We start from the raw sequence: 26,249 nt of genomic DNA, 5'->3' as shown, positions 1-26,249 counted from the left end.
GCCGGAGAGTCTGCCGTATCGCCCCGGTCTCCCGCGGGCACTCAGGCCACAACGTCACCGCGTGTCACGCCCGCCCCCGCCACCGCGCCGTCACCGGCGAGGGCGGGTTCAGGGGACCAGGAGCCAGGTCACCGCGAGGAGGAGGGCGCCGAGGGTGGCGGCGAGCATGAGGACGAGCCAGACGAGGGCCGGCACCCGGGTGAGCCCGGCGAGCTGGTCGACGTCCGACATCGGCGCCCGGCGGCCGGCCCGGGTGCGGTGCAGCTCGACGAGGGTGCGGGGCGCCGCGAGCAGCAGGAACCAGACGAGCAGGTAGGCCGCCGCCGAGCGCACCGTCAGCGGCGCCCAGCCGTTGACGAGCAGGAGCGCGCCGCCGGTGAGCACCACGGAGACGACACCGAAGACGTTGCGGATCTGCAGCAGCAGGACGAGCAGGAGCAGCAGCGCGACGACGAGCGTCAGCCGGACCCGGTCGTGGGCCAGTGCGAAGGCGCCGGCGAGCCCGACGGCCGCGGGCGCCGGGTAGCCCGCGAGGAGCGTGAGGACGACGCCCGGCCCGCGCTGCCGGCCGCTCGAGACCGTCAGCCCGGAGGTGTCGGAGTGCAGGCGGACGCCCTGCAGGCTGCGCCCGGTCATCGCCGCGACGGCCGCGTGGCCGCCCTCGTGGGCGATCGTCACGACGTGCCGGAGCACCCGCCACGCCGGGCCCCAGACGACGAGCAGCGCGGCGACGGCGAGGCTGCCGACCACGGTCGTCGCGGCGGGAGCGGCCTGGGCCGCGAGGACGTCGTCGAGGACCCCGGTCACGTCGCGATCGTAGGCGGCCCGCCTGTGCGGTCCGGTTCGGCTATCTTTCACCCTTTCCCGGACGATCTCCCGGACGACCCCGGGACCGCTCGCGAAGGAGCGCCCGATGGCGACGCTGCGGTACATCGTCGACGACGTCGACGCCGCCCTGCCCTTCTACGCCGCACTGGGCTTCGAGCTCGTCGAGCGCTGGGGCCCGCCGTTCGCGATGGTCGCCAGGGGCGACCTCACGCTCTGGCTCAGCGGCCCGGGGACGTCCGCGCGGCGGCCGATGCCGGACGGCGCGGAGCCGGTGCCCGGAGGCTGGAACCGGTTCGTCGTCGAGGTGGACGACGTCGGGCCGACCGTGGAGGCGCTGCGGGCCGTGGGCGCGCGGTTCCGCAACGAGCCGATCAGCGGCCCCGGCGGCACCCAGGTCGTCGTCGAGGACCCGTCGGGCAACCCGGTCGAGGTCTTCGCCCCCGGCCGGGGCTGACCGCTCCGGGGTGCGCCGGCGCCCTCCGGCGCTGCCCGCGCAAACCGGTTGCGCCGCAATTCGTTCGACGTCCGTGTCCACGGCCGGGATCGTCGTGACGCGTGCCCGCACGACGCGGGCCGCGCCCGGCGGGCGACGAGCGGGAAGGCATCACGGTGGAGAAGATCACGAAGCGGCTCCTGTCCTGGGCGTCGGAGGTCGAGGCACAGACCCTCGAGCAGGCCCGACGGACCAGTGAGCTGCCCTTCGTGCACCCGCACGTGGCGCTCATGCCCGACGCCCACCTCGGCAAGGGGGCCACGGTCGGGTCGGTGATCCCCACGCTCGGCGCGGTCGTACCGGCCGCGGTCGGGGTCGACATCGGCTGCGGCATGATCGCCGTCCGGACGCAGTTCACGGACGACGACCTGCGCGCCGGCGGGCGCCCGCTCGCACCGCTGCGGGAGGCGATCGAGGCGGCGGTGCCGCTCTCCGCAGGCGTCTACAACCGCAAGGTGACGGCGTCCGCGGCGGCGCGGGTCGACGAGCTCGAGGGGTGGGCCGCGAAGGACCGGGTCGACCCGGACCGGTACGCGGCGAACTGGCGGCTCCAGCTCGGGACGCTCGGGTCCGGCAACCACTTCATCGAGGTGACGCTCGACGAGGCGGACCGGGTCTGGCTGTTCCTGCACTCCGGGTCGCGGGGCGTCGGCAACAAGATCGCGCAGGCGCACATCGCCGTGGCCCGGCGGCTCATGGAGCAGTACTGGATCCGGCTGCCGGACCCGGACCTCGCCTACCTCGCCGAGGGCACGGACGAGTTCTGGGCGTACGTCCGCGACCTGCGGTGGGCGCAGCACTTCGCCCTGCTCAACCGCGAGGAGATGATGGACCGCGTCGTGGGCTGCCTCGCGGACCTCATGGGCGAGCCGGTCGTCGAGGCCGAGCGGATCAACTGCCACCACAACTTCACCCAGAAGGAGAAGCACTTCGGGCGTGAGGTGTGGGTCTCCCGCAAGGGGGCGATCGAGGCCCGGGCGGGCCAGCCGGGCCTCGTCCCGGGCTCGATGGGCACGGCGTCCTACGTCGTGAGCGGCCTGGGGAACCCGGTGGCGCTCAACAGCTCCCCGCACGGGGCCGGCCGCAGGTTCTCGCGGTCGGCCGCCCGCCGGACGTTCAGCCAGGACGACCTGCGGACGGCGATGAAGGGCATCGAGTACCGCGACACCGACGCGTTCGTCGACGAGATCCCGGCGGCGTACAAGGACATCGACCAGGTCATGGCGGACGCCGCGGACCTCGTCGAGATCCGGCACACGCTGCGCCAGGTGGTCAACGTCAAGGGCGACTGAGGGGCGGGGCNGGCGGGCGCGGGGCGGGCACGGCCGGAACGGGTCGGGCCCGCCCCGCTGCCCGTGCTGCGGGGCCCTGCAAAATCGTCGTTACCAATTCGTGATGAGGGGTTCCCCTCGGGGACCGCCGGGCGTACCTTTCCGTCCACGGGAGGTGCACGATGATCCGTCGTCCGCAGGTTGTGCCAGACCCCACGAGCGCGCTCCTCACCTTGCCGGACGATCTCGCGCCCGCGCTGCGCGAACGGGTCGACGCACTGCTGCGCCAGGTGCCGCTCGCCGGCCGCGGCCGCACCGGCGCCCCGGCCGTCCGGCGCCGCACACCCTCCCCCGCGGTGGTCAACCGCTGCGTGTTCTGCCACCGCCCCGGCAAGCTCGGCGGCCACCACGACGAGCGCACCGGCGACGTCGTGTGGGTGCACGCCAAGTGCCACCGCCGCCACCACCGGGCGCACCGCCGCACCGCGCGCGGCGACCGCTGGTGGCAGGCACGGGTCGCCGTCCTGCAGCCGACGATCTGACGTCCGCCGCGATATCGCCTGTGCAGCAGAGGTTTCCGGGCGCGCCTCCACGGATCCGCGCCGGTACCAGGTCATACTCGACGGGCACACGCACGAGGATGCCCCGATGGAGCGGCGGAGCCTCTGCCCGTCCCATCGCTAGGAGAAGCACCGTGATCCGCAGGCAGAAGAAGGGTTCTGACGTCAAGGTCACCTTCGCCCTCCCCGACACCTCGGTCGCCGGCAAGGTCTCCGTCGTCGGCGACTTCAACGGCTGGACGCCCGGGACGCACACGCTCGTCAAGCGCGCCAACGGCACGCGCAGCGTCGTCCTGACCCTCCCGCCCGGCTCGACGCACCGGTTCCGCTACCTCGGCGAGGGCGGCCTGTGGTTCGACGACCCCGAGGCGGACGTGCACACGCACGAGGGCGGCGTCCTGCACGTCTGACGGTCCTGCCGGGGTCCCACCGGGGTCCCACCGGGCCCCGACAGGACAGGTGCCCCGCCGGTTGAGACCCTGAGGCGATGGGCTCGCACCGGATGTCGAACGCCGACGCTGCATGGCTGGGCCTCGACGCGCCCGACAACCTCATGATGATCACCGGCGTGCTCCGGTTCGCCGCACCCGCGGACTGGCAGCGGTTGCGCGAGGTCGTCGGCGCCCGGCTGCTCGAGCGCTTCCCGACGTTCTCCCGGCGGCCGGTGCCCTCCGGGTCACCGTTCGAGCAGCCGGTCTGGGACGACGACCCCGGGTTCGACCTCGACGCCCACCTGGTGCGGGTCACGGTGCCGCGCGGCGACCTCGACGCGCTCGTCAGCCGGCTCCTCGGCACGCCGCTCGACATGACCCGCTCGCCGTGGCAGTTCCACCTCGTGGACGTCCCCGCGGACGACGACGGGCCGGCGACGAGCGCCGTCGTCGCCCGCCTGCACCACTGCATCGCCGACGGCATCGCCCTGGCGAGCGTGCTCGTCTCGCTCACCGACGACGGGCCGCACGCCCCGGTCGACGACGGGGCGGGACTGCCCGCGCCGTCCGTGCTCCTCGGCCGCCGCCGGACCCCGCACCGCCCCGGTGTCGTCCGGCGGGCGGCCGACGGGACCTCGGAGGTGTCGGCGGTCGTCGGCGTCCCGGACCCGGCGACCGCCTGGCGGCAGCCGCGGGCCGCCCTGGCCGCCGTCCGGTTCGGGCTCGGCGTCGTGGCGACGGCCGCCCGCCTGCTCCTGCTGTCGCGCGACCCGCGGACCCGGCTGCGCGGCCGGCTCGGGGTCGACAAGCGGGTGGCCTGGACGCCGCCGATGCCGCTCGCGGACGTCAAGGCGGTCGCGGCGGCGCTCGACGCGAGCGTCAACGACGTCCTCCTCGCGGCGACCGCGGGCGCCCTGCGCCGCCACCTCCTCGCGCACGGTGAGCCGGCCCGTGACCTGCGCGTCTTCGTGCCCGTGAACCTGCGGCCGGTCGACGTGCCCGTCCCGCGCAGCCTCGGCAACCGGTTCGGGCTCGTCCTCGTCCCGCTGCCGGTGTCGGTCCCGGACGCCGCGGCCCGGGTGGGCGCGGTACGGGCCGCGACGGGCCGGCTGCGCGACGGCCGGGAGGCCGCCGCGACGTTCGCCCTCGTGAGCCTGCTGGGCTTCCTCCCGTCATGGCTGCACGGCGTCGTGCTGCGCGTGCTCGGCTCGAAGACGACCGCGATCGTCACGAACGTGCCCGGCCCGCGCGAGCAGGTCTGGTTCGCCGGCGCCGCCGTCGAGGGCATCGTGTTCTGGGTGCCGCAGACCGCGTCGGTGGGGCTCGGGGTGAGCCTGTTCAGCTACGCGGGCGACGTCACCGTCGGGGTCGCGGCGGACGCCGGGCTGCTGCCGGACCCGCAGCCCGTCGCGGACGCCGTCGTCGCCGAGGTCGAGGCGCTTCGTCAGGCGCTCGCGGGGACCGGCGCGTCGACGAGGTCGCGCACGGAGCCGGCCGAGCGGACGCCGTCGGGCGTCGTCCACTCCAGGCGGAACGTGCCCTGACCGGTGTCGGCCTCGAGCGACACGTGCTCGCCGCCGAGGTCCCAGCTCATCCACAGCGCACCGGGCGAGCCCGTGCCCGCACCGCAGGAGAACGCCCCGCCGAACGCCGCGTGCGCGTTGCGCAGCCGGATCAGCGCCGCGAGCGCGGCGACGACCGGGCGGCGCAGCGCCTCCTCGACCTCGGCCGGGGTGTAGTGGTGCCGGTTGACGTCCCTGCCGACCCCGGTGCGGGCGAGCAGGTCCATGTCGTTCGACCCCGCGAGCAGCCCGACGTAGTAGACCTGCGGGATCCCGGGGGCGAGCAGCTGGACGATCCGCGCGAGCAGGTAGCGCGCGTCGTCGCGGCCGAGCGCGTCGTAGAACGTGCAGTTCACCTGGTAGAGGTCGAGGTTGCTCGCGGCCGCACCGGTCGCGAGCCGGCTCGTGCCGCCGCTCGCGGCGTGCATCGACTCCACGAGCGCGTCGATCTGGTCGGGCGTGAGCAGCCCCGGGCTGTCGTCGCCCTCGGCGGCCGTCGCGTCGGCCCCGACGTCGATGACGCCGATCCCGTCGTGGGTGTCGAGGACGGTCACGCAGTTGACCGGGCGGACCGCCAGCCAGCGCAGCAGCGGGGCGGCGTCTCCGGCGTGCAGCGCGTGCAGCACGAGCGGCGGCAGCCCGAAGTCGTAGACCCGGTCGACGTGCCGCGCGATCTCGATCTGCCGCTGGTAGTAGGAGTGCACCTCGACGAGCACCTCGAGGCCACGGGCGCGCATCTGCGCCGAGAGCTCCTCGATGAACGCGAACGTCTCCGGCGTCATGAAGGACGACGTGCCCGGGGTCTTCACCGCGTACCCGACGGCGTCGACGCGGACCATCGTCACGCCGTGCTCGGCGAGCAGGTCGACCACCTCGGTGAGGTAGCCGCGGGCCCGCTCGTCGCGCAGGTCGAGGTCGATCTGCTGGCTCGTGAACGTCGTCCACACCAGGCGCTTGCGCCCGCCGAGCTTCATCGCGGTGAACGGCAGCCCGGGCCGCGGCCGGTAGATCGTCAGCAGGTCGGCCTCGGTGGCGCCGTCCGGGAAGAGCCCGTCGAAGGTGAGGAACATGCCCGCGTACGGCGAGGCGTCCCCGTGCGCGACGACGTCGCGGAACCACGGACTGTCCGCGGAGACGTGGTTGACGATGAGGTCGACGACCGTCTCGGTGCGCTCGCCGAGCGCGGCGACGTCCGCCCAGGTCCCCAGCCGGGCGTCGACCTCGCGGTGGTCGGCGGGGTCGAAGCCCGCGTCGGCGCCGTCGTAGGGGCGGAAGAACGGCAGGACGTGCACGCCGGTGAACAGGCCCGCGAGCGGTCCCGTCCCGAGCATCTGCGCCAGGCCGGGGATCGACCCGGCCAGCCGGTCTGCGTACGTGATGAGCTGCACCCCGTCGCGCATGGCTCGTCCTCCATCTGCAAACGCTTTCAGAACCGGTGCATCATGCCACGGCCCCGCAGCCGCCGGGCACCCCCGCGAAACGGTCAGCGACGATGCGCGAGCAGGTCCTCGAGGACGACGGCGACGCCGTCCTGCTCGACCGGTGCCGTGACCTCGTCGGCCGCGGCCTGCACCTCGGGCACGGCCTGGCCCATGGCGACCCCCCGGGCCGCCCAGGCGAGCATCTCGACGTCGTTGCGACCGTCGCCCACCGCGACGGTGTCCTGCGGGGCGACCCCCAGCCGCTCGCGGACGACCTCGAGCGCGGACGCCTTGCTCACGCCGTCCGGGGCGAGGTCGAGCCAGGCCGTCCAGCCGACGGCGTAGCTGACCCCGTGCAGCCCGACCCGCTCGACGACGGCGAGGAAGTCCTCCGGCGTCGACTGCGGGCTGCGGACGACGACCCGCGTCGCCGGGCCGGCCTTCAGCTCCTCGAACGGCACGACGAGCGGCTCGCCGCTCAGCTCGCCGTCCGGGAACGCCGCCGTCACCTTGCGCCGGGCGGTCTCGTCCTCGACGAGGTAGAGCGCCGTCGGCAGGTGCTCGCGCAGGATCGTCAGGACCGGGCCGGGGTCGAACGTCACGACGTCCGAGATCTCGTAGCCCTTGTCCAGCAACGGGTCCAGCCGCAGGGTCATCGCCCCGTTGCTGCAGACGGCCCAGCCCTCGACGATCCCGAGCCGGTCGAGCACCGGCACCGTGCCCTCGAGCGAGCGCCCGGTCGCGATGACGACGTGCGCGCCCGCGGCGACCGCGTCCGCGACCGCCGTCCGGACCCGTTCGGTGATGACCTCGTCGTGGTCGAGGACCGTGCCGTCGATGTCGAGCGCGACGAGCAGCTTCACCGGACCGGCGTCAGCACGTCGAGCCCGCCCATGTACGGCTGCAGCGCCTTCGGCACGAGCACCGAGCCGTCGGGCTGCTGGTGGTTCTCGAGGATCGCGACGATCCAGCGCGTCGTCGCGAGGGTCCCGTTGAGCGTCGCGACGAACCGGTTGCTCGTCACGCCCTCGCGCGGGTCCTTCTCGCGCACGTTGAGGCGGCGCGCCTGGTACGTCGTGCAGTTCGACGTCGAGGTGACCTCGCGGTAGCGGCCCTGGGTCGGGACCCAGGCCTCGCAGTCGAACTTGCGCGCGGCGCTCGAGCCGAGGTCGCCGGCCGCGACGTCGATGACCCGGTAGGGGATCTCGACCTTGGCGAGCATCTCCTCCTCCCACGCGAGCAGGCGCTGGTGCTCGTCGCGGGCCTCCTCGACGCGGCAGTAGCTGAACATCTCGACCTTGTGGAACTGGTGGACGCGGATGATGCCGCGGGTGTCCTTGCCGTGCGAGCCGGCCTCGCGGCGGTAGCAGGCCGACCAGCCGGCGTAGCGCTTCGGCCCTTGCGAGAGGTCGACGACCTCGTCGCTGTGGTAGCCGGCGAGCGCGACCTCGCTCGTGCCGACGAGGTACAGGTCGTCGGCCGGCAGGTGGTAGATCTCGTCGGAGTGCGCGCCGAGGAACCCGGTGCCGCGCATGACCTCCGGCTTGACGAGCGTCGGGGTGATGACCGGCGAGAAGCCGGCCGCGACGGCCTGGTCGACGGCGCACATGAGCAGCGCGAGCTCGAGGCGCGCACCGACCCCGGTGAGGAAGTAGAACCGGGCGCCCGAGACCTTGGCGCCGCGGTCGAGGTCGATCGCCCCGAGCCGCTCGCCGAGCTCGACGTGGTCCTTGGGGGTGAAGCCCTCGGCCGCGAAGTCGCGCGGGGCGCCGACCTCGCGCAGCACGGTGTAGTCGTCCTCGCCGCCGACCGGGGCCTCGGGCTCGACGACGTTGTCGATCCGCGTCGACAGGTCGGTGAGCTCGGCGTCCGCCGCGCGGGCGTCGGCCTCGAGCGACTTCACCTGCTCGGCGAGCGCCTTCGTCTGCGCGAGCAGGTGCGGGCGGGTCTCGGCGGTCGCGGAGGCGACCTGCTTGCCGAGCGCCTTCTGCTCGGCGCGGGTCCGCTCGAACTCGGCCAGGGAGGCGCGGCGGCGCTCGTCCGCGGCGAGCACCGCGTCGACGAGGCCCTCGTCGTCCCCTCGGGCCCGCTGGCTGGCGCGGACGGTGTCCGGATCCTCACGCAGGAGTCGCAGGTCGATCACAGCATGCAAGCCTATGCCTTCCGTGGGCGACGACCTGCGCATTTGTCGTGCGGCCGTCCCCGTCGCGCGGCGCGGGTGGACGGTGGACGACGTCCGTCCCCGGCGGGCGTGGCCGGACGACGAACGGGCACGCGCCGGGCGCGCTACCGTCGGAGCATGTCGTCGCCTGCGGGCGCCGTGCAGCTCGGGGTGCTCGTCGTCGTCCTGGCCGTCGCGGTCGGGCTGCTCGTCGTCGCCCGCTCGGCTCGCGGCCGCCGCGCCCCCGTCGCCGCGGAACCGGCACCGGACCTGCCGGTCGCCACGGAACGCCGCCCCTTCGCGGCCGTCGTCGCGAACCCGACGAAGGTCGACGACGCCGACGTGCGCCTGGACTGGGTGCGGCAGGCGAGCGAGGACCTCGGCTGGGCGCCTCCGCTGTGGCTCGAGACGACCCGGGAGGACATCGGCGCGGGTCAGGCCAGGGCCGCGGTCGAGGCCGGGGCGGCGGTCGTGCTCGCCTACGGCGGCGACGGCACCGTGCGCGCCGTCGCGAGCTCGCTCACCGGCACCGGGGTGCCGCTCGGCCTGCTGCCGGCCGGGACCGGCAACCTGCTCGCCCGCAACCTGGGGATCGGCGTGACCGACCTCGCCGAGGCGCTGCGGACCGGGCTCTCCTGGTCCGAGCGCAAGGTCGACGTCGGGGTCGTCGAGTTCGACCTGTCGGGCGAGGACCACACGCCCCGGCGCGAGACCTTCCTCGTGATGGCCGGGCTCGGGTTCGACGCCGAGGTCATGGCGAGCGTCGAGCCGCGCCTCAAGGAGCGTGTCGGCTGGCTCGCGTACGTCGTCGCCGGGCTGCGGCTCATGCACGGCCGCCGGACGAAGGTGACCCTGCGGATCGACGACCGGCCACCGGTCACCCGCCGGATGAGGAGCGTCATCGTCGGCAACTGCGGCGAGCTCACCGGGGGCGTCCGGCTGCTCCCGGACGCCCAGGTGGACGACGGCTGGCTCGACGTCGTCGTCGTCTCGGCCGGCGGGGTCGTCGGCTGGGCGGCCGTCATCGGCGCCGTCCTGACGCGCAGCCGGCGCGGTCACCCCGTCGTCGAGCACTTCCGCTGCCGGGAGATCGAGATCCGCGCCGAGGCCCCCAACCAGGTGCAGCTCGACGGCGACCCGGCCGGCGAGGCGCGGGTCCTGCGGGCCCGGCTCGAGCCCCTCGCGCTCTCGGTGCGGGTCCCGCCGCTGTCCTGAGGCCTGTGACTCGTCGCGTCGCGCGCTGTCACTCCCCGGTCACAGCCCCACGCGGCCCGGCCGCGCACGACCCGTCGTACGGGACGGCGTTCTGCCCCCAAACCCGTTGCCGCACGCGGCGTCCGGGGCCCGTCGGCCTCACCCGTCCGGGCGAATTCTCACTGTCATAGCCCACACGACTGTTCAGTGAGCCGTTCAGTGACTACAGTGGCGCCGTGCCCCCGCGGGCCGGACCGCACCTGGCCGCGGAAAGACCCCGTGGGTGCACGCAGAACGCGGGTGGGGAGGCGTCGGGCCATCGTCTCCCCACTCGCGTTCCTCCTTTTTGGCAGCAGCCCTGCGGCAGCCTGCTGACGCCGGGGGCGGCGGGCCGGGCACCTGGGGCGACTGTCGGACGTTTCTGCTGCGATGGGCCCATGGAGCTGCAGACCGTCCGCCCGTTCGGGTCATGGCCGACAGATCCGACAGGTGTCACGCTGGGCCGGGGCATGTCGGCGACGGCGCCGGGCCGGCTCGTCACGGACGATCCGGCCCGCCAGGGGGTCGCGGGGTGCGTACGACCGGAGCGGGGGCTCCGGGAGGTCCGGGATCCGGGGACGACCGGTGCCCGTCCGGGGGTGCCGCCGAACGGGTGAACTTGTCATCGGTCGTGACTCAGTTGTCAGATGGGCTTGACTGCACAGTCAGAGTCTGGATGACTAGAAACTGCACAGACGGGATCGTGCCGTCACCCTCCGCGACACGAAGGGCGACGGCACGATGAGACCGCAGGGTCTCGACGAAGGTGACGTGGCGGTCACCCCCGGCGAGACGCGGTGTCAGCCCTTCGTGCAGCAGGTGGCCGGCCGGGCGTCGGCCGGACCGGCGACGGCGGCCGTGAGGCCGCCGGCGAGGAGCGAAGCAGCAGCGAGGAGGACGGCGACGCGGCGACGAGCAGAGGTGCGGTTCATGACAGCTCCTTGGTCAAGATTGCTGTGACTGGGTGGTCACACAGATCGTGACAGAGAAGTCGTGTCGTGGGTACCTCTGTGACTTTTTGCGATCGTCCGTGCACATAACGAAGGCACGATTTGCCCAGATCTACCCGATAAGCGGGGATCGGTGAGGAGACCTGACGTGACCACCTTCAGCGATCGGCTACGGCGGCTACGCCAGGCGGCGAACCTTTCCCAGGTGCAGCTCGCGGGTGAGGACCTCTCCCCGAGCTACATCTCCCTGCTCGAGTCCGGCAAGCGGCAGCCGAGCGACGACGTCGCCGCGCTGCTCGCCGAACGGCTCGGCTGCGCGGTCGAGGACCTGCTCACCCCGATCGGGGAGGAGCGCCGCAAGCAGGCGCAGCTGTCGATCGAGCTGGCGAAGCTCTCGCTGCTCGACGGCCGGCCGGACGAGGCCCGCGAGCGTCTCGAGGCCCTGCTCGCCGAGGAGGGCCTGGACCGGGCGCTGCGGGACGACGCGGTCTGGGAGCTCACCGAGGCCTACGAGAAGGTCATCGACATCGACCGGGCGATCGCGTCCCTGCTGCCGGTCTACGAGCGGGCGCTCGCGGGCGCCACGCACCTGCCCCTGCCCAGCGTGGCGATCTACCTGTCGCACCTCTACCAGGCCGCGGGCGACATGAACGCGGCGATCCGCGTCGGCGAGGGAGCCGTCCGGCTCCTCAACGACAAGCGCGAGACGACGACCCGGGAGTACTTCCGGCTCGTGGCCACCCTGTCGGCCGCCTACTTCGGGGTCGGCGACTCGCACCTGGCCAAGGCGTACCTCGACGAGGCGATGCAGATCGCCCAGCGGTTCGCCGACCCCCAGGGCGAGGCCGCCCTGGCGTGGAACGCGGCCGTCAACGCCGAGTCGCTGGGCCGGCTCGACGAGGCGCTGCTGCTCTCCCGCAAGGCGCTGTCGATCCTCACCGAGCACGCCGGAGGCCATCTCGACGTCGCCCGGCTGCGCTGGACCGCCGCGTACCTCACGCTCCAGCACGACCCGAGCCAGGTCGCCGAGGCCCGCCGCCTGCTCGACCTCGTGGAGCCGGACCTGCCGCGGTTCGGGCCCGTGGAGGCCGCGATGACCCGCGCGACGCTCGCGACGGTGCACCTCCTCGAGGGCTCGCCCAGGGCGGCAGAGGACCTGGCCCGGGAGGCGCTCGTCGCCCTCGCGGCCTACCCCGGCGGGGAGCAGGCGCGCACGCACCTCGTGCTCGGCGACGCGATCGCCGCCCAGGGTCGGCTCGACGAGGCGCTCGAGCGCTACGTGGCCGCGGTGGACTCGCTCGACGCGCTCCCGGCGACCCGGGAGACTGCTGCGCTGTGGCGGGAGACCGCCGACCGGTTCGTCCGGTTCGGCCGCCTCGAGGAGGCGCTCGACGGCTACCGTTCCGCGCTCGACGCGGTCGCGATCCGCAGCACCGCGGCGGACGTCGCCCTCGCGATGGAGACCGCCCGGCAGCGCGCCGAGAGCCTCGGGGACCTGCTCGCCGACGAGACGGAGGGCGTCGAGGGCCAGGGCCGTCGCGGCTGACACCGTGGTGTGACCGTCGGCACCTCGGTGTGAGATTGGTCGAAACGGGCGCCTCCCGGGCGGGAGGCGCCCGATCGGTGGGCTAGCGTCGAAGGCCTATGGACTTCGCCGTGGCGCTCGCGTCCTTCCTCGTGATCCTGCCCGTCGAGCTGCCGGACAAGACCTTCATCGCGACGCTGGTGCTCGCGACGCGGTACCGGCCGCTGCCGACGTGGATCGGTGTCGGCCTCGCGTTCGGCGTCCAGACCCTCGTGGCGGTGACGCTCGGCGGGCTGCTCTCCCGGTTGCCCGAGCGGCCGGTGACCCTCGTCGCGGGTCTGCTCTTCGCCATGGGCGCGTTCGTGCTCTGGCGGGGCGCGGCCAAGGCCGACGCCGAGGAGTCCGAGACCGAGCACGAGTTCGAGGGCAAGCTGCGCAGCAACGTGCACGGGATGCGGGCCGTGGCCGCGAGCTTCGTCGTCCTGTTCGTCGCCGAGTGGGGCGACCTCTCCCAGCTCCTCACCGCGGGCCTCGTCGTCCGCTACCAGGACCCGGTCTCGGTGTTCGCCGGCGCCTGGGCGGCACTGCTCGTCATCTCCGGGATCGGCGCCCTGCTCGGCCGTGCGCTGCTCAAGCGGATGCGGCTGTCGACCGTCCGCCGCGTCGGCGGTGCGGTCTGCGCCCTGCTCGCCGTGCTCACGCTGCTCGCCGCCGCGGGCGTCCCGACACCCTTCTGAGCAGGTTCGCCTGCGCACCGGTGCGCAGGCTCCGGGTCAGCGGACGGCGTCCGCGGCCTCCTGCGGGACCGGTGACGCCACGGGCGCGGCCGGGGCGTCGTCCGGACGGCGCACGAGCAGCCACCACAGCGCGGCGACCGCGAGCAGCGCGAAGACCGCGTAGCCGTTCTGGAGCAGCCGACCGAACCACCGCGGCAGGTCGCCGTCCGCGAGCACCGTGACCCCCCACCACGGCAGCCGGCACAGCAGCATGCCGAGCGCCACGAGCGCCGCGGCGACCCGCGCCGGGCGGCGGCCGTCGCCGAGGAGCGCCCCGACGACGACGATGCCCCAGTGCACGTGGTGCACCCAGGACACCGGCGACAGCAGGACCGCGAGCATCCCGACGACGGCGACGACGGCGACCCGCTCCCCGCGCCGCTCGAGGCCGCGGGCCGCCGCGAAGCCGAGCACCCCGACGACCAGCGCGACGGCGACCCAGACGGGCGTGAACCCGGGCCCGGGCCCGGCGACGCTCGAGCCGCCCGGCCACAGCCGCAGCAGGACGCCGCGCAGCGACTGGTTGGACGTGCCGGCGTTCGGGCCGAGCCGGCCCGGGTCGAGCAGTGCGTCGGTCCAGAACGTGGCGCTCGCCGCGGGCAGCAGGAGCAGCGTCAGCCCGGTCACGGCGGCCGTCGTCGCGACGCTCACGGCGAGCGGGCGCCAGCGCCGGGAGACCGCCCAGTGCACCCAGAAGACGCCCGGGGTCAGCTTCACGGCGGTCGCGACGCCGACGAGGACGCCGCGCGGCCAGGTGCGGGGGGTGCGACGGGCCACGTCGACGAGGCAGAGGGCGACGATCACGGCGTTGACCTGGCCGAACCGGATGCCCTCGGCCACCGGCAGGGACCACACGAGCAGCCCGGCGACCGCACCCTGCAGGAGCGGCGCCCGGTGGCCGAAGCGGTCGAGGAACGGCCGGAAGGCGACCCCCGTGCAGACCCACAGCAGCCACAGTTGCAGCGCCGTCCAGGCCCAGCCCGCGACACGGAACGGGACGAGCGCGAGCGGCATGCCGAGCAGCGTCGCGAACGGCGGGTACGTGAACGGCAGCCACTGCGGTGAGCCGGTCAGCCAGGCGTAGACGTCCCGGCCCAGGAGCACCGAGACGGAGCCGTCCCGGTAGACCTCGAGGTCGACCTGCCAGATCTCCGGCGGCTGACGGACCAGGTAGTGGCGGACGAGCGGGGCCGCCGAGACGAGGAGCACGAGCGCCCCGGCAAGGACCCAGCGGCGACCGCCGGGCAGGGCTGCGACCCCGGCAGGCGGCGCGTCCGCTCGGCTCGACTCCACACCGGTGATTCTCGCCCCTGCCTCCGACAGTGCGGGCACCCAGGGCGCGGCGCGGCCGATCCCGGCCGCACGCCCTACCCTTCGAAGGTGCCCCGAACCAGCCGCGGGCGGCGGTCCGTCGCTCTCCTCGTGACCGTGACCGCCCCGCTGCTCGTGGCGCTGGGGGTGCTCCTGCCCGGCCCCGCCGTCGCCGTACCCGTCGCCGTACCCGTCGCAGCGCCCGCTGCCACGCCGCTGCCCGCCGCCCCCGGCCCGGTCGTCCTGCTCGGCACCGGCGGCCTGCGCTGGGACGACGTCTCCTCCTCGACCCCGGCGCTGCAGAGCCTGCTCGGCGACGGGGCGGTCGGCACCCTCGCCGTCCGCACCGTGCGCCGGGTGACCTGCCCGCTCGACGGCTGGCTGACGATCTCCGCCGGACGCCGCGCGGGCGACGCGGACGACGTCCCGACCGGGCAGCCCGCGTGCCGGGCGCCGCAGGCGACGGTGCCGACGCCGGGCGGGCCGGGCACCGCGACCCGCTGGGACGTCTTCCGCCGGGAGGCCGAGGCCGGCTCGTTCGAGGCGACCCCCGGGCTGCTCGCGACGACCCTCGCCGCCGCCGGCGTCCGGACGGCGGCCGTCGGCCCCGGTGCGGTCGTCGCGCTCGCCGACGCGCAGGGCACCGCACCGGTCGCCTACCCGGGTCTCGTGCCGCTCCCGACCGGCGCACCCGACGAGACCGAGAACCCCACGGACCTCGCGGACGAGGTCCGGGCCGCGATCGCCGGCGGGGCCCGGCTCGTCGTCGTCGACCTCGGCGCCGTCCGGGACAGGACCGACCGCGCACCCGGCGAGCCGGTGCCGCCGAACACCTCGACGACCGGCCAGGACCCCTGGCCCGACCGGGCGAGCCAGGTGCAGACGATCGACACCCGGCTCCTCACGGTGCTCGGCGAGCTGCCCTCGAGCGCGACCGCCGTCGTCGCCTCGACGGCCGACTCCGGGCAGACCCCGCACCTGCAGCTCCTCGCGGCGCGCGGGCCGGCCGCGACCGTCGGGGCGGACGGCACCCGGGCCACCTACGCCCAGGCGCTGCTCGGCTCCCGGTCGACCCGCCAGGACGGCATGGCACAGACGACCGACCTCTTCCCGACGCTGCTCGCGGCCCTCGGGGTCCCGGCCCCCGCGGACGCCGTGGGCTCGCCGCTCGCGCCCGTCTCGCCCGGCGGGGACGGCATCGACCGGCTCGAGCGGGTCGTCGACCTCGACACCGCGGCGCTCGCCGTCCAGCCCGTCGTGCCGATCTTCTTCAACGTCCTCATCGCCGCCCAGCTCGTGCTCTACGGGGTGGCGACGGTGCTGCTGCGCCGGCAGACCTCGCCGACCGTGCGGCGCCGGACCCTCGCCGTGCTGCGCCGGGTCGCCGTCGTCTTCGCGTCGGTGCCCGCCGCGACGTTCCTCGCGAACCTCCTGCCGTGGTGGCGCGGGCAGCACCCGGGCCTGGCGGTGTCGCTGTACGTCGCGCTCTTCGTGGTGCCGATCGCCGCCCTCGCGCTGCTCGGGCCCTGGCGGCGCGCGCTGCTCGGGCCGTTCGGCGTCGTCGGGGGCGTCACCGCCCTCGTGCTCGCGGGCGACGTCCTCACCGGCTCGCACCTCGTCATCTCGAGCCTCATGGGCGTGCAGCCGGTCGTCGCCGGGCGGTTCTACGGGTTCTCCAACCCCGGCTTCGCGCTCTTCGCGACGGGCTGCCTGCTCGCGGCGACCGCGGCCGCGGACTGGCTCGTCAACGCCGGACGACGGCGTACCGCGGCGCTCACCGTCGCCGCCGTGGGGCTCGCGTGCCTCGTCGTCGACGGGACGCCGGGGCTCGGCAGCGACTTCGGCGGCCCGCCCGCGATCGTGCCGGCCTTCGCGCTGCTGGCCCTGTGGGTGGCCGGGGTGCGGATCACGTGGCGGCGCGCGCTGCTCATCGGCGGCGGCACGGTCGCCGTCCTCGTCGGGCTCTCCGTCCTCGACTGGCTGCGGCCGCCGGCGGACCGCACCCACCTCGGGCGCTTCGTGCAGACGGTCGTCGACGGCGGTGCGCTGGCCGTCGTGCAGCGCAAGGCGTTGCAGAACCTCGGGATCCTCTTCAAGCCGCTCTCGGCGCTGCTGCCCTTCGCCGTCGCGTTCGTCGTCCTCGTGCTGGCCCGGCCGGTCGCCTGGGGCGCCCGGCCGCTGCAGCTCGCCTACGACCGGTCGTCGGTGCTGCGGCACGGCCTCGCGTCGTTCGCGATCCTCGTCGGGATCGGGTTCGCGCTCAACGACTCCGGGACGGCGATCCCGGCGGTCGCGGCGACCGTGGCGATCCCGCTGCTCATCTCCGCGAGCGTCAGGGCCCTGGAGCTCCACGAGACGGAGCACCCGCCGCCGGACCCGCGGAAGGCGACGGCCCCGGGGGTGCAGCCGGGTGCGGGCGGCCGGAAGCCGAGGACCGCCACGAGGCCGCGGCCCACCACACGACCCAGCACAGGGTCGCGAGCGTCAGCCACGGCGCCGCGTGGCGACGGAACCCGAGAGTGAACGCCTCGACCTCGGGCGTCATCCCGACGACCCGCCCCGGCACGTAGGCCAGCGCCAGCACCCAGAGCCGCCCGAGCATCGCGAGGTCGAGCCCGGACGACGCGAGCAGCACCAGGGGCAGCCAGGCGAGGCAGTCGTACCAGGGCAGCGCGTAGGGCGCGGTGAGCACCCAGCCGAGCGAGGTCACGGCGAGCGCCGCGACGGCGTCCGAGGTCATCGCGTCGCCGGCCGCCGAGGTCCGGGCCGGCGCGACGTCCGCGCCGGGGGCCGGCAGCAGCGCGGCGACCCTGCGCGCGAGCAGGACCGCGAGGGCGACCGCGAGGACGGCGGCGAGCGGGGTCACCAGGCTGCGCACCGGGCCTCGGCCCAGCAGCGGGTCGAGCTGGTCGACGAGCAGCCGCCAGGGCGTCGCGAACGAGACGAACCGGGAGGCCCGCTGGAGCTGGTCGTAGGTGTGCGGGCCGGTCCACAGGTGGGCCGGCAGCAGCACGAGACCGGCCCCGAGCGCACCGATCGCGAGGTGCCCCAACGCCTGCCGGCGTGGCAGCCGGCGCACGCCCCAGACGAGGGCGAGCCCCGCGAGCGCGAAGGGCGCCTTCGTCGCGACGGCCGCGGCGACGAGCGCGCCCGCGACGAACGGACGGCGCACGGCGAGCGCGAGCGCGCCGGCGGCGAACGCCGCGGCGAGCACGTCGACGTGCGCGCCGAGGACGAGCTGGCCGAGCAGCAGCGGGTTGAGCGTCCACAGCACGGCGACCCGGGCCCGGGCGTGAGCCGTTGCGGCGCGGGCGGTCTCGCGGGCGGTCTCGTCGTCCGCGCCCTCGTCGTCGCCGGTCCCGTCGTCCGGCCCGGGGCGGCCCCGGCGCCGGGCGAGCGCGACGGCGAGCCGGTCGAGGGCGAGCCCGGTGCCGAGGAAGGCCAGCCCGGCGAGGACCTGCCAGGCCCAGACGGTGCGGCGCAGCGAGCCGTCGCCGACGACCGCGGCAAGGGTCTGGGCGGCGGTCGCGACCGGGCCGTAGACGCTCGTCGTGCTCTGCCACGGGGGCTGGACCGCACCGGCGACGGGGTCGGCGCCGCCGCGCCAGGTGTCCGGCGGGGTGACGTACGGGTCGTCACCGGTCGCCATGATCCGCCCGTACGCGGCGTAGGAGAGGTGGTCGGCCGAGCCGAGCGGCGGGACGACGACGAGGGCGAGGACGGCCGCGGCGGCGAGGAGCGCCGTCCGCCGCCCGTCCCAGCCGAACCCGTTGCGGCGCAGGGCGAGCAGGCCGAGCAGCACGGTGGCGGCGGCGAGCGTCCACGCGACGGCGAGCAGCGCCGTGACGAGCGCGGACGACGGCCCGGCGGCGACGTCCCAGGGCGGCAGCACGGTGCCCGGGCCGAGCCCGGGGACGGCCGCCGAGTCACCGAGCGCCGCGGTCCCGGCCAGGCCCAGCACGGAGGCGACGCCACAGCCGAGCGCGGCGCGGGCCGCGGCCCGACCGCTCGGTGCGCCGGCCGGTGAGCCGGTCACCGCGCCGGTCAACGCGCCGGGCGGACGCGGGACAGCACGCGCAGCGGGGCGGCCCGGCGCAGGCGCCGGACGGCGAGCGCACGGGCGACGTCGCGGTACTGCTTCGCCCGGTGCACCTGGCCGCGCCAGTCCGAGCCGGTGACCCGGTGCTGCAGGTCGCACGGGACCTCGAGGACGCGGTAGCCGCCGAGCAGCAGGTCGATCGTCATCGCGGTCTCGACACCCCAGCCGCGGGCCAGCGGGCGGGCCGCCTCGAACGCCTCGCGGGACAGGCAGCGCATCCCCGACAGCGGCTGGGTCGCCGTCCAGCCGGTCGCCCGCCGGATCCCCTCCCGGGACAGGCCCACGACGAAGCCCCGACCGCCGCCCGCCCGGCTCTGCGCGGGGAGGATCGCGATCGTCAGGTCGGCCTCGCCGGCGAGCACCGGCGCGGCGAGCGGTGCCGTGTTGACCGCCGTGCCGCCGAGGTCCGCGTCGACGAAGAGCAGCGCCCGGGGGGCGCCGCCGCGCTCGCCGTCGAGCCGCGCGACCCGGGCCGCGCCGGACTCCATCGCCGCCGCCTTGCCCTGGTTCTTGCGGTGCCGGACGACGACGGCGCCCGCCTCCTGCGCGCGGGCCGCTGTGTCGTCCGTCGAGCCGTCGTCGACCACGACGACGACCGACGCACCGGGGATCAGCCGGGCGGCGCGCACGGTCTCGGCGATCCGCTCCGCCTCGTCCTTCGCGGGGACGACGACCGCGAGCGCGCCACCCGTCGTACCGCCCACCGGACCGTCGGCCGGGCCGGTGTCGTCCCGAGCGTCGTCCGCGCCGTCAGCCACGCCCAGAGCCTAGAACAGCCCGTGGGCGGCCACCGGTCGGCGTCACGACCCGCGGACCCGGGACAGGCGGCGCGCGACATCCACGTGTGACAGGCTCCCGCCATGCTCTGCGGGTCGCCGTCGCACGGACGGCCGGGTGGTCGAGGAGGAACCGGTGGCTGAGCCCGCGGCGGGTGTGCTGCGAACGGTCGGGCAGATCGTCGACCAGCTCGCCCACGGCGGGCCGGAGCACGGCCAGCCGGCGGTCGCCTGGGGCGTCGTCCTCGACGGCGAGCTCGTGCTCAGCGGTGGCGCCGGCGCGCTCCGGGTGACCCCGGACGGCGCGCCCGCAGGCCCGGAACCGGACGCCGACAGCGTCTTCCGGATCGCGTCGATGACGAAGAGCTTCACCGCGACGGCGCTCCTCGTGCTCCGGGACGCCGGTGCGCTCGGGCTCGACGACCCGGTGGCGCGGCACGTGCCCGAGCTCGCCGGGCTGCGACCGCCGACCGCCGACTCCCCCGCCCTGACGCTGCGGCACCTGCTGACGATGAGCGGTGGGCTGCCGACCGACGACCCGTGGGGCGACCGGATGCAGGCGCTCGACCTCGACGCGTTCGGGGACCTCCTGCGCGGTGGGCTGACGTTCGCCTGGGCACCCGGCACCGCCTTCGAGTACTCCAACCTCGGCTACGCGATCCTCGGCCGGGCGATCGCGAACGTCACGGGCGAGGACTACGCGGCCGCGATGCGCCGGCTCGTGCTCGACCCGCTCGGCCTCACGTCGACGGTCTACCGCGCCGAGGAGGTCGACCCGGCGCGGCTCGCCACCGGGTACCGACGCTCGCCGCGGGTGCCCACGGCCGTGCCCCCGCCCGGCGGCGGTCCGGAGCGGATGTGGCAGGAGCTGCCGTTCGACGGCTACGGCGCCTTCGCCCCGATGGGCGGCCTCTTCTCGTCGGTCCGCGACCTGGCGCGCTGGGTCGCCGGGTTCGCCGACGCCTTCCCGCCCCGGGACGACGCCGAGGGCGGGCACCCGCTGAGCCGGGCGTCGCGCCGCGAGATGCAGCAGCAGCACCGCGTCGTCCCGCCGCGCGTCGTCGCTCCGGCGGTCGACGAGCCGGCGGCCTTGCGCGGCGGCGGCTACGGCTACGGGCTCGTCGCCGAGCAGGACCCGCGCTGGGGGCTGCTCGTGAGCCACAGCGGCGGCTACCCCGGCTTCGGCTCGCACATGCGCTGGCACCCGGACAGCGGGATCGGCGCTGTCGTCCTCGCGAGCAGCACGTACGCCCCGAGCGCCCCGGCCGGCCAGCGGCTCGTCACCGCCCTGCTCGAGGCGGGCCGGGCGGCCCTGGTGGAGGCGACCGGCGGCCGCCCGGCGGGCCCGCAGCCGGCCACGGTCCGGCCGACCGTACGACCGTCGGCACCCGCCCCCGGGACGCCGTGGCCGGCGACGCTCGCCGCGATGGAGACCGTGGAGAAGCTCCTCGTCACGTGGGACGACGCGGCCGTCGCCGGCCTCGTCGCGGAGAACGTCGACCTCGACGACCCGCTCCCGGTCCGCCGGGACGCGCTCGCGGCCGCCGCGGCGCTGGCCGGCCCCGGCGGGTTCGTCCGCGACACCGCGGCGCCGCCGGAGCACGAGTCCCCGGCGCACGCGCTGTGGTGGCTGCGCGGCGACCGCGGCCGGGTCCGGCTGGAGGTGCGGCTCACGCCGCACCCGGAGCCGCTCGTGCAGACCCTGACGGTCGCCCCGGTCGCGGACCTCGGCCCGGCCCTGCGCGCGGCGGTCGACGCCGTCGCCGCGCAGACCGCCGCCGAGGCACCGGGCTGGCCGGCCTCGCTCGCCGTCGCCGGCGGGCTCGACCCGGTGGCGGCCGCCCGGCAGCTGCGGGTCGCCGCCGCGTTCGCGGGGCCGTGCCGGGTCGGGCCGGTGCTCGCCTCGGACGGCGTCCGGACGGCGCTCGTCCGGCTCGTCGGCGAGCGGGCCTGCGTGGAGCTCGGCGTGGACGTCGACCGGGCCGGGGCGGTCCGCCGGCTCCAGCTCGGGCACGAGGAGCAGGGCTTCGCGGCGACGGACTGACACGCGCGGTCGCGGGCGGCCCTGTCACCCGGCGTGACGGGTCGTGCTCCCCCGCCTGCACGATGATCAGAAGCCAACGTTCGTTGGTAGGTTCTCAGGGTCTCCTGCCCACCACCCGTGAGGTCCTGCCCCATGACGGTCCCGTCGGCCCCGTCGGTCCGTACCGCCCGGTCCGTCCGGGCCGCCCGTCGCCGGCTGCTCGTGCTCGGCACGCTCGCGACGACGGTCGCCGCGCTGCTCTGCGCGCCGTCCGCACCGGCGTCCGCGGTCGCCTCGACCGCGGCCTGCCCGAAGTACGAGCTCGTCGGCCTGCGCGGGCAGACCGAGCCCGCCGGCTACGGCTGGGTGCTCGGGTCGATCGTCAGCACCGTCGTCGCGAGGACGTCGGTGCCGGTCAAGGCGGTGCCGCTCGCCTACGACGCGAACGCCGACACCCTCGTCGGGGTCAACGACGGCATCACGAAGCTCGTCGCGTACGTCGAGGGCCGGGCCCGCACCTGCCGGTCCACCCGGTTCGTGCTCATGGGCTTCTCGATGGGCGCGTACGTCGTCGGGGAGACGCTCTCGACGGCGCCGCGCTACCCGGGCGTCGTGAGCGCCCGGTTCTCCACGGCGACGTCGGCGCGGATCGCCGCCGTGGTCGTCTACGGCGACGCCGGGTTCAACGCCGGCGCCGGCGCGCTCTCCGCGGGCCCGTTCACGCCGGGCATCAGCGGCCGGCTGGCTCGCCCGGCGACGGCCCTGAGCGCATGGAACGCCCGGATGCGCGACGTCTGCAACGCCGACGACGTCATCTGCCAGTCGAACGGCAGCTCCGCAGCCGCGCACCAGGACTACGTGAAGTACGCGGACGCGACCGCCGGGTTCGTCGAGTCCGTCCTCACGACGCTGGGCTGAGGCCCTCAGCGCAGGGTGAGCTGCCGGCTCGCGATCCCGGCCTTGGCCCGCCGCTCCTCGGCGGTGAGCGGCGTCCCGACGGCCATCGCGTCGCCGAGGCGCTGCTCGAGCGCGGCCGCGGGCTTCTCGAGGTCGTCCGCCTCGGTGTCGGACGCGAGGTCCCACACCGGCACGAGGAGACCGTCGGCGCGGAACGACCCGACGTACCGGGAGCCCTCGACGAGCGCGGACGCACCCGCGGCGTGCAGCCGGGCGAGACCGTCGGTGAGCGCGTCCTCGGGGTGCGGCATGACCCAGCGCAGGTGCCGCTTCTCACCGATCCGGCACCAGTAGGCCGCCTCGACGGTCGTGAGGCGCGCGGTCGGGATGACCGCGGCGTTGGCCCGCTCCATCGACTCGCGGACGTCGGCCGTGAGGTCCTCGACGCCCTCGAGCCAGTAGTCGAACCCGGCGTGCACCACGGGCTCGAACGGTTGCGAGAGGTCCAGGACGTCCTGCAGGCGGGGGCCCGGACCGGGCAGCTCGCCGCCGGGGACCGGCGTCCCGGGCTCCGCCGCGAGCGCCGAGAGCAGCGCCGCCGCGACGTCCCGGCTCGCGTCGCCGGAGCCGCTCGTCGTCTGCAGCCCCACCCAGACGCCGCCGTCGGCGCGGCGCATCGCCGGCCAGGCCATCGGGAGCACCGTCGCGACGTTGACCTCCGCGGCGCCGTGCTCGGCCGTCGTCCGCAGCGCGACCGTGGCCGACGGGACGATCTCGCGCAAGGCGACCCAGTCGCACTCGGCCGGCAGACCCTCGAACGGGCGGCTGACGAGGCGGGTGGCCTCCTCGCGCTCCTCGCGGCCGTGGCAGCCCTTGTAGCGCTTGCCCGAGCCGCACGGGCACGGCTCACGGCCGCCGACGACGGGGATCGGCTCGCCTGCGGCGACGGTCGGGGTGGAGGACGGCGCGAGGCGCCGCGACTTCTTGCTCACGGGCGCCGAGCCTAATGCGTCATGGGGTCGGTCCCGTCCGCGACCGACGCCGTCAGCGGACGATACGAAGATCCGGTCGCGGCGACGACGGCAGCGGCAGCGCCGCCCAGACCGTCCGCAGGCCACCGGCGTGCTCGACGACGCCCCAGGACGAGGCGAGCGTCTCGATGATGTGCAGCCCACGGCCGGAGTCGGCCATCGGGCCGGCCTCGCGTGGCTCGACGGCGCGGCCGGAGCCGCCGTCGGTCACCCGGACGGTCACCTCGCCGTCCTCGATCCGCCAGCCGAGGAGCAGGACGCCGCCGGCGATCGGCCGGGCGTGCCGCACGGCGTTGCCGAGGAGCTCGGAGACGACCACCTCGACGTCGTCGAGGACGGTGCTGCCGACGCCCGCGTCGGCGAGCTCGCGGCGGACCCGGCGGCGCGCCGTCCCGACCGCTGCGGCCGAGTAGGGCAGGCGCAGGACGCTGGAGGGGGTGGTCCGGCGGGGGGCGTCGGACTGCGCCTCGCCCCGTGCCGCGTCGTGGCTGTTCATGCCGTCCGCCCCTCCTTCCCTCATGACCCGATCCTCACGAGCCTCGTCGACCGCGGTCCGCCGCCGTCGCCGTCCGCCTTCGAGGTGCTGAGTACCCCCGGAGGGCCGCGGTGAAACGTCGCGGTCACAGCGGGGCTCACCCGTCGGTCGACGACCGTCAACGACGTCACACCCTCCCCGGTCGGGAACTCCACCCCCCAGGATCCGGCCTCCGGCCGCCGCGCGCATCCGGACACTGCGGACGGACCGCCCGAACACCCCCCGGGCGCCGGCGCCCGCGAGTCTCAGTCGCCGGACGGAGGGGTCTCAGCCGGCGGACGGCGAGCGGCCGAGCCGGGCGAGGACGTCGGCCGGGCGGTTCGTGATGATGACGTCCACGCCGGTCTCCAGGCAGCGGTCGATGTCGTCCGGGGTGTCGACCGTCCACACGTGGACCTCGTGGCCCTGGGCGTGCGCGCGGGCGACGTACCCGGGGTGCGCGCGCAGGATCCGGACGCCGATCCCGGCCGCCAGCACCCCGCGCGGCAGGCTGCCGTCCCGGTAGGGCAGCGGCATCCGCTCCATGAGGAGCACGAGCGGCAGGGTCGGCGCGAGCAGCCGCATCCGGCGGGTGGCGAGGAGCGAGAAGCTCATGACGCGCACCGGCGACGGGTTGCCGGGCGTCGACTTCGCCCAGCCGAAGTGCTCGAGCGTCTCGACGAGCGTGCGCTCGACGAGGCCGCCGTAGCGGGTCGGGTGCTTGGTCTCGATCGCGACCTCGACGTGCCGACCGCTGTCCGCGACGAGCGAGAGCAGCCGCTTGAGGCTCAGCAGGTGGGCCCGGTCACCGGGACCGACCCGGTCCGGGACGTCCGGCTGCGCGCCGGCGCCGAGCGCGAGCTCCTTCCACGACCCCCAGTCCAGACCCTCGAGGTCGGTGAGCTCGAGGGTCGAGACGAGGCCGCTGCCGTTGGAGGTCCGGTCCACCGTGCGGTCGTGGACGCAGACGAGGTGGCCGTCGGCCGTGAGCCGGACGTCGCACTCGAGCCCGTCCGCCCCCGTCTCGAGGGCGTGCACGTACGCCGCGAGCGTGTGCTCGGGCTCGACGGCACTGGCCCCGCGGTGCGCGACGACACGGGGAGTCGACGGGGGCACGTGGTGAGGGTTCCACACCGACCTGTGCGCGCGCCGTCCGTTCGCCTCGGACGGACGGCGCGTCGCACCGGCGCGCGGGGGCGGGCCCTGCCCGGCCCCACGTCTGCGGCGGCGGGCCGCGCCCGCCGCGGTCTCACCAGGCGGTCTCCCCCCGCAGGACGACGTCCGAGCCGCCGTCGACGAAGACGACCTGGCCGGTCATCGCCGAGTTCTCCTCGGACGCGAGGAACACCAGGACGGCGGCCACCTGCTCGGGTGCCATGAAGCCCGTGAGCGGCATGGGGACCATCTGCTCGAGGAAGGCCCGGCCCTCCGCGGACGACGTCCAGCCCTCGGTCATCGGCGTGAGGACGACGCCCGGGCCGACCGCGTTGATCGGCACGTGGGCGCCCGCCCAGCCCGGGGTCGTCGCGACCCGGCGCATCCACCGGTTCAGCGCGGCCTTCGTCGAGGCGTAGATGAGGTTGGCGGTGTCCTCGGCGCCCGCGAGCTTCGCCGCGATGTCGAGCGCGTGCGCCTCGTCGCCCGCGAGGCAGGCGTCCACGAGCGCCGCGTCGTTCGGCTGGAACGACGCCATGGACGACACGACGACGGCCCGCGGGTGGGCACCGGCGGCGAGCATCGGCCGCAGGCCCTCGAGGGTCGCCACGGTGCCGAAGTAGTTGACCGCGACGGTGGCCGGCTCGGGGAGCGCGAGGCCCGCGCACGCGATGACGGCGTCGACGATGCCGCCGGTCGCGGCCCGCACGCCCTCGACGGCCTCGGTGCGGCCGGCGGGCGTCGAGAGGTCGGCGACGACGTCCGCGTCGTGACGGTCGAGGGTGACGACGACGTGGTCGAGCGCGGTGAGCAGGTGGACGGTCGCGCGGCCGATGCCCGACGCGGCGCCCGTCACGACGTACGTGCGTGCCATGGCGATGCCTCCATGGGCGGCCGGCGGCCCGGTGCGGGTCATCGGGGCGACGATCGCCCCACACGTCGAATCCCACGCCCGGCGGCGACCCCGGGCCAGGGGCCGAGGTCCCCGCGCCCGCCCGGCGGCGGCGAGGTTCACCCGTAGGGCTCACACGCCGGGGGCGTCTAGCGTTGAAGGACCGTGAAGCTGCCCCCGTTCCAGCACCTCGTCGACGCCCACTGGCGGGACGTCGCGCGGCTGGCCCACGCCCTCGCCGGCCCCGTCGACGGGGACGACGTCGCCCAGCAGGCCTGGGCCCAGGCCCTCGCCGCCTACCCGGGCCTGTGCTCGGCGGCGAACCTGCGCGGCTGGCTCC

General features: G+C 75.4%; 22 protein-coding genes. 11 read left to right on the top strand and 11 right to left on the bottom strand.

From position 1 onward, the window contains the following. Positions 1-108 precede the first annotated feature (108 nt). A complete protein-coding gene (locus ECOMGDLI_RS08860; protein WP_198954701.1) occupies positions 109-807 on the bottom strand; it encodes a M50 family metallopeptidase in 699 nt (232 codons plus the stop codon). A gap of 106 nt (positions 808-913) precedes the next feature. On the opposite strand from ECOMGDLI_RS08860, the gene ECOMGDLI_RS08855 reads away from it, so the two are divergent. The 5 genes from ECOMGDLI_RS08855 (at position 914) to ECOMGDLI_RS08835 (ending at position 5,127) form a co-directional block, all read left to right on the top strand. Then, positions 914-1,282, top strand: a complete 369-nt coding sequence (locus ECOMGDLI_RS08855) for a VOC family protein (protein WP_088316231.1) — start codon at positions 914-916, stop codon at positions 1,280-1,282. A gap of 155 nt (positions 1,283-1,437) precedes the next feature. Next, positions 1,438-2,613, top strand: a complete 1,176-nt coding sequence (locus ECOMGDLI_RS08850; RefSeq protein ID WP_088316180.1) for an RtcB family protein — start codon at positions 1,438-1,440, stop codon at positions 2,611-2,613. A gap of 212 nt (positions 2,614-2,825) precedes the next feature. Continuing rightward, positions 2,826-3,134 carry a hypothetical protein gene (locus tag ECOMGDLI_RS08845; protein ID WP_158220947.1) on the top strand — a complete coding sequence of 103 codons (309 nt, stop codon included), beginning with the start codon at positions 2,826-2,828 and terminating at the stop codon, positions 3,132-3,134. Between the two features lie 152 nt (positions 3,135-3,286). After that, on the top strand, positions 3,287-3,562 hold the full coding sequence (locus tag ECOMGDLI_RS08840; protein ID WP_088316176.1) for an isoamylase early set domain-containing protein: 276 nt from the start codon (positions 3,287-3,289) through the stop codon (positions 3,560-3,562). Positions 3,563-3,639: 77 nt separating this feature from the next. Then, on the top strand, positions 3,640-5,127 hold the full coding sequence (locus tag ECOMGDLI_RS08835) for a wax ester/triacylglycerol synthase family O-acyltransferase (protein ID WP_088316174.1): 1,488 nt from the start codon (positions 3,640-3,642) through the stop codon (positions 5,125-5,127). Here the strand turns inward: ECOMGDLI_RS08835 and gtfA are convergent. From gtfA to serS, 3 genes are all read right to left on the bottom strand, one after another. Continuing rightward, a complete protein-coding gene (gene gtfA / locus ECOMGDLI_RS08830; RefSeq protein ID WP_088316171.1) occupies positions 5,028-6,545 on the bottom strand; it encodes a sucrose phosphorylase in 1,518 nt (505 codons plus the stop codon). The genes ECOMGDLI_RS08835 and gtfA overlap by 100 nt on opposite strands. 83 nt (positions 6,546-6,628) lie before the next feature. After that, positions 6,629-7,429, bottom strand: a complete 801-nt coding sequence (locus ECOMGDLI_RS08825; RefSeq protein ID WP_088316169.1) for an HAD family hydrolase — start codon at positions 7,427-7,429, stop codon at positions 6,629-6,631. Further along, positions 7,426-8,709 (bottom strand): serine--tRNA ligase, encoded by a 1,284-nt coding sequence (gene serS, locus ECOMGDLI_RS08820; RefSeq protein ID WP_088316167.1) that lies wholly within the window; start codon positions 8,707-8,709, stop codon positions 7,426-7,428. The genes ECOMGDLI_RS08825 and serS overlap by 4 nt, the downstream gene beginning before the upstream one ends. 156 nt (positions 8,710-8,865) lie before the next feature. Between serS and ECOMGDLI_RS08815 the strand changes: the two genes are divergently transcribed. Then, on the top strand, positions 8,866-9,942 hold the full coding sequence (locus ECOMGDLI_RS08815; protein WP_088316165.1) for a diacylglycerol kinase family protein: 1,077 nt from the start codon (positions 8,866-8,868) through the stop codon (positions 9,940-9,942). Positions 9,943-10,760: 818 nt separating this feature from the next. Here the strand turns inward: ECOMGDLI_RS08815 and ECOMGDLI_RS36270 are convergent. Beyond that, positions 10,761-10,892: a hypothetical protein gene (locus ECOMGDLI_RS36270; protein WP_255392567.1), complete on the bottom strand. Its 132-nt coding sequence runs from the start codon at positions 10,890-10,892 to the stop codon at positions 10,761-10,763. 166 nt (positions 10,893-11,058) lie between these two features. Between ECOMGDLI_RS36270 and ECOMGDLI_RS08810 the strand changes: the two genes are divergently transcribed. Continuing rightward, the gene (locus tag ECOMGDLI_RS08810) at positions 11,059-12,456 is read left to right on the top strand and encodes a helix-turn-helix transcriptional regulator (RefSeq protein WP_158220946.1); all 1,398 of its coding nucleotides are present in this window, start codon (positions 11,059-11,061) and stop codon (positions 12,454-12,456) included. Positions 12,457-12,554: 98 nt separating this feature from the next. Continuing rightward, on the top strand, positions 12,555-13,172 hold the full coding sequence (locus tag ECOMGDLI_RS08805; protein WP_088316162.1) for a TMEM165/GDT1 family protein: 618 nt from the start codon (positions 12,555-12,557) through the stop codon (positions 13,170-13,172). A 36-nt stretch (positions 13,173-13,208) separates the two neighbouring features. Here ECOMGDLI_RS08805 and ECOMGDLI_RS08800 read toward each other — a convergent pair whose 3' ends face one another. After that, a complete protein-coding gene (locus ECOMGDLI_RS08800; protein WP_143447590.1) occupies positions 13,209-14,504 on the bottom strand; it encodes a glycosyltransferase 87 family protein in 1,296 nt (431 codons plus the stop codon). An 87-nt stretch (positions 14,505-14,591) separates the two neighbouring features. On the opposite strand from ECOMGDLI_RS08800, the gene ECOMGDLI_RS08795 reads away from it, so the two are divergent. Further along, complete coding sequence (locus ECOMGDLI_RS08795; RefSeq protein ID WP_143447589.1) at positions 14,592-17,045, top strand: hypothetical protein; 2,454 nt, start codon at positions 14,592-14,594, stop codon at positions 17,043-17,045. Between the two features lie 1,521 nt (positions 17,046-18,566). Here the strand turns inward: ECOMGDLI_RS08795 and ECOMGDLI_RS08780 are convergent. Beyond that, positions 18,567-19,379 carry a glycosyltransferase gene (locus ECOMGDLI_RS08780; RefSeq protein ID WP_233153372.1) on the bottom strand — a complete coding sequence of 271 codons (813 nt, stop codon included), beginning with the start codon at positions 19,377-19,379 and terminating at the stop codon, positions 18,567-18,569. A gap of 154 nt (positions 19,380-19,533) precedes the next feature. On the opposite strand from ECOMGDLI_RS08780, the gene ECOMGDLI_RS08775 reads away from it, so the two are divergent. Then, entirely contained in the window at positions 19,534-21,441 is a 1,908-nt protein-coding gene (locus tag ECOMGDLI_RS08775; protein WP_158220945.1) for a serine hydrolase domain-containing protein, read from the top strand. Between the two features lie 132 nt (positions 21,442-21,573). Next, complete coding sequence (locus tag ECOMGDLI_RS08770) at positions 21,574-22,338, top strand: cutinase family protein (RefSeq protein WP_088316148.1); 765 nt, start codon at positions 21,574-21,576, stop codon at positions 22,336-22,338. 5 nt (positions 22,339-22,343) lie between these two features. Here ECOMGDLI_RS08770 and ECOMGDLI_RS08765 read toward each other — a convergent pair whose 3' ends face one another. The 4 genes from ECOMGDLI_RS08765 to ECOMGDLI_RS08750 all read right to left on the bottom strand — a co-directional run bounded on the left by ECOMGDLI_RS08765 (position 22,344) and on the right by ECOMGDLI_RS08750 (position 25,891). Next, on the bottom strand, positions 22,344-23,309 hold the full coding sequence (locus ECOMGDLI_RS08765) for a DUF5926 family protein (RefSeq protein ID WP_088316146.1): 966 nt from the start codon (positions 23,307-23,309) through the stop codon (positions 22,344-22,346). Between the two features lie 52 nt (positions 23,310-23,361). Next, positions 23,362-23,868 (bottom strand): ATP-binding protein, encoded by a 507-nt coding sequence (locus ECOMGDLI_RS08760; protein ID WP_233153371.1) that lies wholly within the window; start codon positions 23,866-23,868, stop codon positions 23,362-23,364. A 282-nt stretch (positions 23,869-24,150) separates the two neighbouring features. Then, complete coding sequence (locus ECOMGDLI_RS08755) at positions 24,151-24,978, bottom strand: glycerophosphodiester phosphodiesterase family protein (protein ID WP_233153370.1); 828 nt, start codon at positions 24,976-24,978, stop codon at positions 24,151-24,153. A 133-nt stretch (positions 24,979-25,111) separates the two neighbouring features. Then, positions 25,112-25,891 (bottom strand): SDR family oxidoreductase, encoded by a 780-nt coding sequence (locus ECOMGDLI_RS08750; RefSeq protein ID WP_088316140.1) that lies wholly within the window; start codon positions 25,889-25,891, stop codon positions 25,112-25,114. Positions 25,892-26,249 lie beyond the last annotated feature (358 nt).

Origin of the sequence: Kineosporia sp. R_H_3, assembly GCF_002198675.1 — a bacterium.
Lineage (GTDB): Bacteria > Actinomycetota > Actinomycetes > Actinomycetales > Kineosporiaceae > R-H-3.
Note: the sequence above shows the minus strand (reverse complement) of the source record. Positions and strands in the feature narration are given on the sequence as shown.